At 53.4% G+C, this 11,996-nt stretch carries 12 protein-coding genes; 6 read left to right on the top strand and 6 right to left on the bottom strand.

What is annotated here, in order from left to right:
* Positions 1-201: 201 nt before the first annotated feature.
* The 4 genes from fucI (at position 202) to fucR (ending at position 4,728) form a co-directional block, all read left to right on the top strand.
* The gene (fucI, locus tag OGX67_RS12760) at positions 202-1,977 is read left to right on the top strand and encodes an L-fucose isomerase (RefSeq protein WP_003034050.1); all 1,776 of its coding nucleotides are present in this window, start codon (positions 202-204) and stop codon (positions 1,975-1,977) included.
* A gap of 122 nt (positions 1,978-2,099) precedes the next feature.
* Entirely contained in the window at positions 2,100-3,518 is a 1,419-nt protein-coding gene (gene fucK, locus OGX67_RS12755) for an L-fuculokinase (RefSeq protein ID WP_257651632.1), read from the top strand.
* A 1-nt stretch (position 3,519) separates the two neighbouring features.
* Positions 3,520-3,942, top strand: a complete 423-nt coding sequence (gene fucU / locus OGX67_RS12750; protein WP_003840383.1) for an L-fucose mutarotase — start codon at positions 3,520-3,522, stop codon at positions 3,940-3,942.
* 57 nt (positions 3,943-3,999) lie between these two features.
* On the top strand, positions 4,000-4,728 hold the full coding sequence (gene fucR / locus OGX67_RS12745; protein ID WP_003034043.1) for an L-fucose operon activator: 729 nt from the start codon (positions 4,000-4,002) through the stop codon (positions 4,726-4,728).
* A 35-nt stretch (positions 4,729-4,763) separates the two neighbouring features.
* Here fucR and rlmM read toward each other — a convergent pair whose 3' ends face one another.
* The 4 genes from rlmM to OGX67_RS12725 all read right to left on the bottom strand — a co-directional run bounded on the left by rlmM (position 4,764) and on the right by OGX67_RS12725 (position 7,779).
* The gene (gene rlmM / locus OGX67_RS12740) at positions 4,764-5,864 is read right to left on the bottom strand and encodes a 23S rRNA (cytidine(2498)-2'-O)-methyltransferase RlmM (protein WP_003034040.1); all 1,101 of its coding nucleotides are present in this window, start codon (positions 5,862-5,864) and stop codon (positions 4,764-4,766) included.
* Entirely contained in the window at positions 5,857-6,252 is a 396-nt protein-coding gene (locus OGX67_RS12735; protein WP_003034037.1) for a DUF423 domain-containing protein, read from the bottom strand. Before OGX67_RS12735 ends, rlmM begins: the two co-directional genes overlap by 8 nt.
* A gap of 18 nt (positions 6,253-6,270) precedes the next feature.
* On the bottom strand, positions 6,271-7,188 hold the full coding sequence (gene gcvA, locus OGX67_RS12730) for a glycine cleavage system transcriptional regulator GcvA (RefSeq protein ID WP_003034035.1): 918 nt from the start codon (positions 7,186-7,188) through the stop codon (positions 6,271-6,273).
* A gap of 363 nt (positions 7,189-7,551) precedes the next feature.
* A complete protein-coding gene (locus OGX67_RS12725; RefSeq protein ID WP_003034032.1) occupies positions 7,552-7,779 on the bottom strand; it encodes a YgdI/YgdR family lipoprotein in 228 nt (75 codons plus the stop codon).
* A 192-nt stretch (positions 7,780-7,971) separates the two neighbouring features.
* Here OGX67_RS12725 and csdA point away from each other — a divergent pair, with 192 nt between their 5' ends.
* Both csdA and csdE read left to right on the top strand, forming a co-directional pair.
* Complete coding sequence (gene csdA, locus OGX67_RS12720) at positions 7,972-9,177, top strand: cysteine desulfurase CsdA (protein ID WP_071685079.1); 1,206 nt, start codon at positions 7,972-7,974, stop codon at positions 9,175-9,177.
* Positions 9,177-9,623, top strand: coding sequence for a cysteine desulfurase sulfur acceptor subunit CsdE (gene csdE / locus OGX67_RS12715; RefSeq protein ID WP_032949947.1), 447 nt, complete (start codon positions 9,177-9,179; stop codon positions 9,621-9,623). Before csdA ends, csdE begins: the two co-directional genes overlap by 1 nt.
* 77 nt (positions 9,624-9,700) lie before the next feature.
* On the opposite strand, the gene tcdA is transcribed toward csdE, so the two are convergent.
* Together tcdA and mltA are read right to left on the bottom strand one after the other, a co-directional pair.
* Positions 9,701-10,507, bottom strand: coding sequence for a tRNA cyclic N6-threonylcarbamoyladenosine(37) synthase TcdA (gene tcdA / locus OGX67_RS12710; protein ID WP_257651633.1), 807 nt, complete (start codon positions 10,505-10,507; stop codon positions 9,701-9,703).
* A 134-nt stretch (positions 10,508-10,641) separates the two neighbouring features.
* Complete coding sequence (gene mltA, locus OGX67_RS12705; RefSeq protein ID WP_003034021.1) at positions 10,642-11,739, bottom strand: murein transglycosylase A; 1,098 nt, start codon at positions 11,737-11,739, stop codon at positions 10,642-10,644.
* Between the last annotated feature and the right edge of the window lie 257 nt (positions 11,740-11,996).

The following is an 11,996-nucleotide window of genomic DNA, read 5'->3' as shown; positions in this document are numbered from 1 at the left end:
TTCTGGTTTATTTGACGCAGATCGAATTTTAACCACTTCTCGTGAAGCCTCTCACAGTTCCACAACAAAAAAGTTGTGCAAAAAACTCTCTAATACCTAAGCTAACTCGAGTTAGCAAAAATGAGTTATTCAGCCAACTGCGACGGTGGTGTTCAACATCCGCTTTTGCAGCACGGCATAAAGTGAGATGAGGAACCTCGAATGAAAAAAAATAGCTTACCGAAGATTGGCATTCGTCCGGTGATAGATGGGCGCCGTATGGGTGTTCGTGAATCGCTCGAAGAGCAAACCATGAATATGGCCAAAGCCACCGCTGCGCTGATCGCTGAGAAACTTCGTCACGCCTGCGGCGCGCAAATTGAATGTGTCATTGCCGACACCTGTATCGCCGGGATGGCGGAATCTGCCGCCTGCGAAGAAAAATTCAGCAGCCTGAATGTGGGCGTGACCATCACCGTGACCCCATGCTGGTGCTACGGTAGCGAAACCATCGACATGGATCCAATGCGGCCGAAAGCTATCTGGGGTTTCAACGGTACAGAACGTCCGGGGGCCGTTTATCTGGCTGCCGCGCTGGCTGCGCATAATCAAAAAGGACTTCCTGCCTTCTCTATTTACGGCCATGACGTACAGGACGCCGGCGACACCACGATCCCTGCCGATGTGGAAGAAAAATTGCTGCGCTTTGCCCGCGCGGGCTTAGCCGTCGCCGGTATGAAAGGCAAAACCTACCTGTCCGTAGGCGGCGTTTCAATGGGTATTGCCGGCTCTATTGTCGATCATAACTTCTTTGAATCCTGGCTGGGAATGAAAGTTCAACCCGTTGATATGACCGAACTGCGTCGTCGCATCGACCAAAAAATCTATGACGAAGCTGAGCTGGAAATGGCGCTGGCGTGGGCGGACAAAAACTTCCGCTACGGCGAGGATCAGAACGCGCAGCAATATAAGCGCAACGCAGAGCAAAGCCGTGCGGTGCTGAAAGAGAGTCTGCTAATGGCCATGTGCATTCGCGACATGATGCAGGGTAACCAGAAGCTGGCCGACAAAGGTCGGGTTGAAGAGTCGCTGGGATACAACGCGATTGCCGCAGGCTTCCAGGGCCAGCGTCACTGGACCGATCAATATCCGAATGGTGATACCGCCGAAGCGCTGCTCAACAGCTCCTTTGACTGGAATGGCATACGCGAACCGTTCGTTGTCGCCACCGAAAACGACAGCCTGAACGGCGTGGCGATGCTGTTTGGTCATCAACTTACCGGCACGGCGCAGGTCTTTGCCGATGTGCGCACCTACTGGTCGCCAGAGGCGGTGGAGCGTGTCACGGGTAAACCGCTGACCGGCCTTGCTGAGCACGGCATTATTCACCTGATTAACTCCGGCTCGGCAGCGCTGGACGGCTCCTGCAAACAGCGCGACGACGCAGGGAAACCGACCATGAAACCGCACTGGGAAATCTCGCAAAAAGAGGTCGATGATTGCCTGGCGGCAACCGAATGGTGTCCGGCTATTCACGAATACTTCCGCGGCGGCGGCTACTCCTCTCGCTTCCTGACCGAGGGCGGCGTGCCGTTCACCATGACTCGCATCAACATCATCAAGGGCCTGGGGCCGGTACTGCAAATCGCAGAAGGCTGGAGCGTGGAATTACCGGAAGATATGCATGACCAGCTCGATGCGCGCACCAACTCTACCTGGCCGACCACCTGGTTTGCCCCGCGCTTAACCGGTAAAGGCCCGTTCAGCGATGTCTATTCGGTTATGGCTAACTGGGGTGCAAACCACGGAGTGCTGACGATTGGTCACGTGGGCGCAGACTTTATCACTCTGGCCGCCATGCTGCGTATCCCGGTTTGCATGCACAACGTGGAAGACGAGAAAATTTACCGTCCTTCAGCCTGGGCTGCCCACGGAATGGATACGGAAGGCCAGGATTATCGAGCCTGCCAGAACTACGGTCCGCTGTATAAGCGTTAAACATCGAGCAATTGCCTGATGGTGGCGCTTACGCGTCTTACCAGGCCTACGAAGCGCACGGTTTTGTAGGCTGGATAAGGCGAAGCCGCCATCCGGCAATAGGTAATCTCCCAGGAGCAATTATGAAACAAGAGGTTATCCTGGTCCTCGACTGTGGCGCGACCAACGTGCGGGCCATAGCCGTTGACCGTCAGGGAAAAATTATCGCCCGCGCCTCTACGCCCAACGCCAGTGATATTGCCGCGGAGAACGGTATCTGGCATCAGTGGTCGCTGGAAGCCATTTTGCAACGCTTCGCCGACTGCTGTCAGCGGCTCTCCACGCAACTGGCCAATTGCCGTATCTGCGGGATCGCCGTCACCACCTTCGGCGTAGACGGTGCGCTGGTTGATCAACACGGCAGGCAGTTATATCCGGTAATCAGTTGGAAGTGCCCGCGAACCGCAGCAGTAATGGAAAATATCCATCGCTACATGTCACCGCAGCAGTTGCAGGAAATCTCCGGCGTCGGCGCGTTTAGCTTTAACACGCTGTATAAACTGGTGTGGCTAAAAGAAAACCATCCACAATTACTGGAACAGGCGCATGCCTGGCTGTTTATCTCATCGCTTATCAACCACCGTTTAACCGGCGAGTTCACCACAGATATCACCATGGCGGGCACCAGCCAGATGCTGAACATCCAGCAGCGCGATTTCAGTGATGACATTTTGCAGGCGACCGGCATACCGCGCCGACTGTTTCCACGTCTGGTGGAAGCGGGCGAACAGATTGGGGTACTGCAACACGAGGCCGCCAGCCTGCTCGGGCTACCAGTGGGTATTCCTGTGATATCTGCCGGGCACGACACGCAGTTTGCGCTCTTTGGCGCGGGAGCTCAGCCAGACGAACCGGTGCTCTCTTCCGGTACATGGGAAATTCTGATGGTACGCAGCGCACAGGTGGACACCTCTCTGCTCAGCCATTATGCGGGTTCCACTTGTGAATTAGACAGTCATGCCGGGCTGTATAATCCCGGCATGCAGTGGCTGGCTTCCGGCGTGCTTGAATGGGTGCGTAAGCTGTTTTGGACTGCCGAATCGCCCTGGCAAACGCTGATTGACGAAGCCCGGTCCATTCCTGCTGGCGCAGAAGGCGTCAAGATGCACTGCGACCTGCTGACCTCTCAGAATGCGGGCTGGCAAGGGGTTACGCTCAATACCACCCGCGGGCATTTTTATCGCGCCGCACTGGAAGGACTGACAGAACAGTTGCAGCGGAATTTACACACGCTGGAAAAAATCGGTCATTTCCAGGCCACTGAATTGTTATTGGTTGGCGGGGGAAGCCGTAACGCATTGTGGAACCAGATTAAAGCTAATGTTCTCGGGATCCCTGTCAAAGTGCTGGATGACGCCGAAACCACCGTCGCAGGCGCCGCGATGTTTGCCTGGTCAGGCATTAGAGAATTTACCTCACCGGAACAGGCCCGTGCACAGGTGCGCTACCAGTACCGTTACTTCTATCCGCAAACCGAATCCGAACTGACAGGAGTCGAGTAACATGCTCAAAACAATATCCCCCTTAATTTCCCCCGACCTGCTGAAGGTGCTGGCTGAAATGGGTCACGGCGATGAGATTATCTTTTCCGATGCTCATTTTCCGGCTCATAGCATGGGACCGCAGGTGATTCGCGCCGACGGTCTGCTGGTCAGTGACCTGCTGCAGGCGATTATTCCGCTTTTTGAACTGGACAGCTACGCCCCACCGCTGGTGATGATGGCCGCAGTAGAAGGCGACGCTCTCGATCCTGACGTCGAGGCTCGCTATCGACAGGCGCTTTCATTGCAGGCCCCCTGTCCAGACATCACGCGTATTGACCGTTATGCCTTTTACGAACGAGCGCAAAAGGCGTTTGCGATCGTTATCACAGGAGAGCGGGCAAAGTACGGGAATATTCTTTTAAAAAAAGGGGTAACGCCGTAATCTCTGGTCAGAATGCCCGTCTGGTACGGGCATTTATCATCAGATGAGGATCTGAACATGAAAGCGGCGCGCCAGCAGGCAATCGTAGATCTGCTTACCCACCACAAAAGCCTGACAACTGAAGCCCTGTCTTTGCAGCTAAACGTTAGCAAAGAGACCATCCGCCGCGATCTCAGTGAATTACAAACCCAGGGCAAGGTGCTACGCAATCACGGGCGGGCCAAGGCTATTCATCGGGAAAATCAGGACAGTGGCGACCCGTTTCATATTCGACTAAAAAGCCACTATGCCCACAAAGCAAATATTGCCCGCGAAGCGCTGGCATGGATCGAAGAAGGTATGGTGATAGCTTTAGACGCCAGCTCAACCTGCTGGTACCTGGCGCGACAGCTACCGGACATCAACATTCACGTTTTTACCAACAGCCAGCCCATCTGCCAGGAATTGGCTAAACGTGAACACATTCAGCTTATCAGCTCCGGCGGTCGCCTTGAGCGCAAATACGGTTGCTACGTTAATCCCTCGCTTATCTCGCAGCTTAAATCCCTCGATATTGACCTGTTTATTTTTTCCTGCGAAGGGATCAATAGCGACGGCGCGCTCTGGGACTCAAATGCAACTAACGCAGACTTCAAATCCATTCTGCTTAAGCGCGCATCGCAATCTTTATTGTTGATCGATAAAAGTAAATTTAATCGTTCGGGAGAGGCCAGAATTGGGCATCTGGATGATGTGACGCATATTGTTTCAGATACACAGCTGATTGAATCAATCCAGGCCGAATAGGGCGATTTCGCCGCCATCCGACCTGGATTGTAGCCTTATCGCTCGTCGCGACGACCGCCGACGGCCGCCCACAGACGACGTACGTGAACGGTTACTTCTTCACGGTCATGATACAGCTGACGCGCCTGAATTTGGGCATTTACGCCATGTTCATCAAGCTGGGCCTGAATGTAAGCCAGGTTCTGTGATACCTCTTCGTAGCGTTTTTTCATTGGCAGCTTGAGGTTGAATATTGTCTCACGACACCAGCCGTTGACCAGCCATTGTGCCATCAGCGCGGCGACCTTCGCCGGCTTCTCCACCATATCGCAGACCATCCACGAAATATTGTTGCGATTCGGACGGTATTTAAATCCGTCTTCACGCAGCCAGGTGACCTGTCCGGTATCCATCAGGCTTTGTGCCATTGGACCGTTATCCACGGAGTAAACCCACATGTTGCGTTTAACCAGCTGATAGGTCCATCCGCCCGGGCAGGCCCCTAAATCCACCGCATACATTCCGTTCGCCAGACGCTCATCCCATTCATCGGCAGGGATAAACACGTGCAGCGCTTCTTCCAGTTTCAGCGTTGAGCGGCTCGGCGCATCGGCCGGGAATTTCAGTCGCGGAATACCCATGTAGAACGGTGAGTTATTGTCAGGCCAGGAATAACCGGTATAACAACAGCCAGGGGCGATAAAGAAAACATGAACCACCGGACGTTTCGGCGTTTCATATTTTGCCAGTACGCCCGCTTCACGCAGCGCCGCGCGCAGCGGTACGGTAAATTTACGGCAGAACTTAACCAGCTCTTTGCTTTCATTGGTGTCGGCGACTTCGACACGCAGATCGCCACCCTTTTCCACCACGCCCTGCAGCATGCCAACGATCGGCGTAATGCGGTCTTCCGGCGGTAAATATTGCAGCAGTTCGCCCACCACAAACATTTGACGGGCAAAAATCAGTGAGCTAAACGGCAGCTCTTTCACTAGCTTTTCGGCATCATCCTGCTGATAGCATTCGAAGATGACGTAACCCGCATTGTCTTTCACGCGGGCAAAACCGAAGATTTCCCGGCGCCCTGCTTTATCCGTAATTTCTGCGGCGCACTCTTTTTCAAAACCCGGGCGACACAACAACACAACCTTATTCATGGCTAACGCCCTTACGTTTCAATCTAATAGCACCCACTAACATCAGCGCCCAGCCCACAAGGAAGCTGAAACCGCCGACGGGGGTAACAAACGCCCACAGGCGTAAATGAGAGAGTGCAAGGCAATACAGGCTACCGCTAAACAGCACCGTTCCTAATGCCAGAAACACGCTACTCCAGTAAAACCAAATGCTAATGCGTCGCTGCATGGCGACGGCCAGGCCAAAGATAGCCAACGTATGGAACGCTTGATACTCAAGGCCAGTCTGGATCCACCCCATCTCAACGACACCGAGGGTTTTACTCAGAACATGTGCCCCAAAGGCACCCAACGCCACAAAGATAAAGCCACTTACGGCGGCAAAAATCAGCATAAAACGGCTGGTCATGTGAATACCCTACGTAAATTATTGTTCATAACGAAAGCGGAATTTTTCTTGTTCCGTGGCCGCTTTAGCCAAAATCCACTGACGGAAGGCGGCTATTTTACCCAGTTCTGCCTGACTGTCATGACAAACCAGATAAAATGCGTTTTTGCTGACCAGAACATCGTTAAACGGACAGACCAGACGTCCGGCTTCTATTTCGGACTGCGCCATGACGTTATTCGCCAGCGCAATCCCCTGTCCGTGGATAGCAGCCTGTAGCACCATGGCGCTATGGCTGAAGATAGGTCCCTGCTGTACGTTGATATGATTCAGGCCAAGCTGGCGCGTATAGGCTTGCCAGTCACGGCGCGACGCATCGTGCAATAATGTGTGTTTAGCCAGATCGTCGGGCGTCTTCAACGGTTTATCACCGGTGAGTAATAGCGGCGAGCAGACCGGCAATAAATATTCTGCGTACAATTTTTCAACGCGCAGACCCGGCCAGTTGCCGCGTCCGTAGAAAATCGCCACATCTACATCGTCCGCCAGTTTGTCTTCCTGACGGTCCACCGCCTGGATCCTGACATCGATTCCCGGATAAGCTGAGTTAAAGCTAGAGAGTCTGGGCACCAGCCATTGGATCGCAAAACTGGGCAATAAACTGACGGTAAGTGCACCTTTTGCACTACGTGCCTGAAGTTTACGCGTCGCGTCGGTTAATTGCGAAAAAATCTCTTTGATGTCGAGGAAGTAGCTTTGGCCTTCTTCCGTTAACAGCAAAGATCGATTGCGTCGACGAAACAGCTTCAGCCCCAGGAAATCCTCAAGAGACTTGATTTGATGACTTACTGCGGCCTGCGTCACAAAAAGCTCTTCTGCTGCGCGAGTAAAGCTCAAATGACGCGCTGCAGCATCAAAAACACGCAACGCATTTAAGGGTGGTAATCGTTTTGACATGACTTTTAGGCTTTGATGTTAAATGAATTTAACAATTAGCTAACAGGCTGTAACCTATTAGTTTTTTTTATCTGAGCCATTATAAATTGTCCGTTGAGGTTCTACCAGCAAATACCTATAGTGGCGGCACTTCCTGAAGCCGGAACGAAAAGTTTTATCGGAATGCGTGTTCTGGTGGGCTTTTGGCTTACGGTTGTGATGTTGTGTTGTTGTGTTTGCAATTGGTCTGCGATTCAGACCATGGTAGCAAAGCTACCCTTTTTCACTTCCTGTACATTTACCCTGTCTGTCCATAGTGATTAATGTAGCACCGCCAAATTGCGGTGCTTTTTTTTGTCCGACTCTTTGTCGATGGATGACCGGTTAGTTATCCAATTCTACCATCTCTTTCACGTCAGTGCGGTTAATCTGCTGTTTGTTGCCGTTAGCGTCTTTATACGAAATCATCCCCGTTTCACTATCGGTCTGTGGCTTACCGTCAGCTACGATTGATCGACCATCGTTGGTGTGCATCACGTAATTCGAACCGGAACAGGCGCTCAGGGCAAAAGTCAGCATACAGGCAGAAATTATGGCGGCAGTCTTTTTCATCTTCTTCTCCTTAAAGCGATTTATGCTATTAAAAACACACTCCGTAACAGGCAAAATTGTTCACCTAACGCTATTTAGCATAAGACACTGAGCGGGCTTTGCCAGGATATCCAGAGTATTCCGATGGTTAGCGCAACCCTTGTATCAATGCCCTTTTTGCGCCACGATCGGTTTACTGAACTGAGGAATACCATGAACGCTTTTAACCCCGCGCAGTTTCGCGCACAATTTCCCGCACTCAACGATGCTGGCGTCTATCTCGACAGCGCTGCTACGGCGCTGAAGCCACAGGCGGTGATTGAGGCTACCCACCAGTTTTATAGCCTGAGCGCCGGAAACGTCCATCGCAGCCAGTTTGCTGAAGCCCAGCGCCTGACCGCACGCTATGAAGCCGCGCGGGAAAAAGTCGCAAGCCTGATTAATGCGCCGGATGACAAAACCATCGTCTGGACCCGCGGCACAACGGAAGCGATCAACATGGTTGCTCAAAGCTATGCGCGTCCACGCCTTCAGCCGGGTGATGAGATTATCGTTAGCGCAGCGGAACATCACGCCAACCTCGTGCCCTGGCTGATGGTCGCGGAGCAAACGGGGGCTAAGGTCGTCAAACTCCCACTCACCCCCGATTTATTGCCAGACGTTGAGCGCCTCACGCAACTCATTACCCCGCGCAGCCGCATTCTGGCACTCGGGCAAATGTCGAACGTCACCGGTGGCTGCCCGGATCTGGCCCGCGCCATCACGCTCGCCCATGCGGCTGGCATGGTGGTGATGGTTGATGGTGCCCAGGGGATTGTCCATTTTCCTGCCGACGTACAACAGTTAGATATTGATTTCTATGCGTTCTCGGGCCACAAGCTGTATGGCCCAACCGGCATTGGCGTGCTGTACGGTAAGCCTGAATTACTGGAAGCTATGTCACCGTGGCTCGGCGGCGGAAAGATGATTAGCGAAGTCAGCTTCGACGGTTTCACCACCCAGGCAGCCCCATGGAAGCTGGAGGCCGGTACGCCTAACGTTGCTGGCGTTATCGGGCTAAGCGCAGCGCTCGAATGGCTGGCGGACGTCGACGTTGCACAGGCCGAAAACTGGAGCCGGGGTCTGGCGACGCTGGCAGAAGATGCGCTGGCGAAACGCCCCGGCTTTCGGTCCTTCCGCTGCCAGGATTCCAGTCTGTTAGCCTTTGATTTCACGGGTGTTCATCACAGCGATATGGTTACGCTATTGGCCGAATATGGCATTGCGCTGCGCGCGGGGCAACACTGCGCGCAACCGCTGCTGGCAGAACTGGGCGTATCCGGGACACTACGCGCCTCATTTGCCCCTTATAATACACAAAGCGATGTGGATGCGTTGGTCGCAGCCGTCGACCGCGCGCTGGAAATATTGGTGGATTAATGACAAGCCCTCTGTTCGCCGGACACCCGTTTGGCACAACCGTAACCGAAGAGACGTTACGCAATACCTTTATCCCGCTCACTCAGTGGGAAGATAAATATCGTCAGCTGATACTGCTGGGTAAGCAGTTGCCGGCACTTCCGGATGCGCTAAAAGCACAGGCCAAAGAAATCGCGGGCTGTGAAAACCGCGTCTGGCTGGGGCATACTCTTCATGAGAATGGCACTCTGCATTTCTTTGGTGACAGCGAAGGTCGAATAGTACGCGGGCTGTTGGCGGTATTACTCACCGCGGTCGAAGGTAAAACGGCCGCCGAGTTACTGGCGCATTCACCAATGGCATTATTTGACGAGCTGGGTTTACGCGCGCAGCTCAGCGCCTCGCGTAGCCAGGGGCTACATGCTCTTAACGAGGCGATTCTTGAGGTTGCTCAGAAAGCCGGATGACGGCGCTGATACGTCTTATCCGGCTTACAACACCGCACAAACCGTAGGTCGGATAAGCATAGCGCTATCCGACACAATCAGGGCTGGCGCGCCGCTTTGGCCATCATCTTCTTCAGCGCATGGGAGACGGCAACAAAACCAAAGGTGGCGGTCACCATCGTGGCCGCGCCAAACCCGGATGCGCAATCCATACGTTTCGGCCCTTCCGCCGTCGCTTTCATCGCACATACCGAGCCATCTGCCTGCGGGTACACCAGCGCTTCGGTCGAGAACACACAGTCCACGCCCAGCTTGCCTTTGCTGTTTTTCACCACGCTAAAATCGCTTTTCAGCCGCTCACGTAGCTTAGCCGCCAACGGATCCTGGATGGTTTTTGCCAAATCAACGACCTGAATCTGCGTAGGATCGATCTGTCCGCCCGCACCACCGGTGGTCACCAGCGGAATTTTGTTACGCCGACAGTACGCGATCAGTGCCGCTTTTGGGCGCACGCTATCAATCGCATCAATGACATACGAAAATCCCGCACTCATATATTCAGCAACGTTATCCGGCGTGACAAAATCATCGACCACGTTCACCCGGCACTCCGGGTTAATCTGGCGGATACGTTCAGCCATCACTTCAGCTTTTGCCAGGCCGACGTTATCGCGTAAAGCATGGATCTGGCGGTTAGTATTGGTGACACACACATCATCCATATCGATGAGCGTGATGGCGCCAATGCCGGTTCGCGCCAGCGCTTCCGCCGCCCATGACCCCACTCCGCCAATCCCAACCACGCAAACGTGCGATTGAGCAAACAGTTGCAGCGCATTTTCGCCATACAGACGCGCCGTACCGCCAAAACGCTGACGCCAGGCATCACTTATAACCACAGACATAGAACCTCAGATATAGAAAACAAAAAGGGCGGACAAATACCGCCCTTGATGACTGCATCACTGCCTGATGGTGGCTACGCCTTATCAGGCCTACTCAATAATTCAGGCTTGATAAGCGAAGCGCCATCCGGCAATTAACCGCTGAACACGTTACCCGCACCCGGCGCTGTTTTTAGTACCCATACGCGACCGTAATGATTATACCACCCGGCACGGTGTCCGGCGTCTGCGCCAATACCCTGATAGATGTCGAAGTGCTGCCCTTTTATCGCCCCGCCCACATCCAACGCCACCATCAGACGCAGTTCGTACTGGCCGGTAAACTTGCCGTTATTGTCCAGTAACGGGACTTCCGCCAGTAACGTTGTGCCCGCAGGAATGATACTGCGGTCAGAAGCCACGGATGCGCGGCCAATCAACGGTACCGCGCTGGCCCCTTTCACCGGAGCAAAAGATTGTGGTTTAAAGAAGACAAACGATGGGTTCTGCTCCAGCAGCTCACGCACTTCGGCTTCGCTGTGCGTTTCACCCCAATGACGAATAGCCTGCATCGACATATCTTCTTTTTTCACTTCGCCACGGTCGATAAGCACTTTACCGATACTGCGATAGGCGTGGCCGTTTTTCCCGGAATAGCTAAAGAAGTTGAGCGGGCTGCCATCGCCAAAATCGATGTAACCACTGCCCTGAACATCCATAATGAAGTTATCCATCAGGGAGTTGCTGTATGCCAGAATATAATTGTCGCTTAGCGCGCCCGCGTAGATCTCGGCACGGGATGGTAAGCGCCCACGTTTTGGCGGCATACGATAGATAGGATACTGAAACTCGCCCTGGCGCGTATGCCGCGCCTGGATAACCGGCGTGTAGTAACCGGTAAACTGGACGTTACCGTAGTTATCAGCCCCTTCCATTTGCCATGCATCAATACCAAACTGACGCATACTGCGCGTATCACCGCCCGCGCGTAACCATTGCTGGATAGCGTTGTAGACGTTGCTCTGGTTACCGTACAAACGTGGCGAAGCGCTACGAATTTGATTAACCTGCTCGGCGAAATCACCGGCATTGATTGGTGCGCCAACCGCATCAGGCTGGTTCACCAGTGAGAAAGGCTGGGTAAATTTCCCGTCTTTATACTGCTGCCCACGATCGGTGGGTTTTGAGGAACACGCGGCGAGCATCGCGACTACAGCTCCCGCCAGAAGATATTTTGCCCAACGTCCTTTCATTGTTCTCGTCTTATGTTGCCTGAATGCGAGACGAAGATAACAAACCCCCGAACCTAATGAAATGCGTATACATACCCGAACGCAAATTTTGAGCAAAAAATAATCCAGAATGCGTTGTTTTTGTTCATTTTCACCCTAAAAACGTGATCAAGGTGAAAAAAGGGTTGCATGAAAATGCGAGCAGAGTATAGTGCGCATCCACGGACGCGGGGTGGAGCAGCCTGGTAGCTCGTCGGGCTCATAACCCGAAGGTCGTC

The organism is Citrobacter sp. Cf118, assembly GCF_030334095.1.
Classification (GTDB): Bacteria; Pseudomonadota; Gammaproteobacteria; order Enterobacterales; family Enterobacteriaceae; genus Citrobacter; species Citrobacter freundii.
The sequence above is the reverse complement of the archived record's forward strand: the minus strand, read 5'-3'. Positions and strand labels throughout refer to the sequence as shown.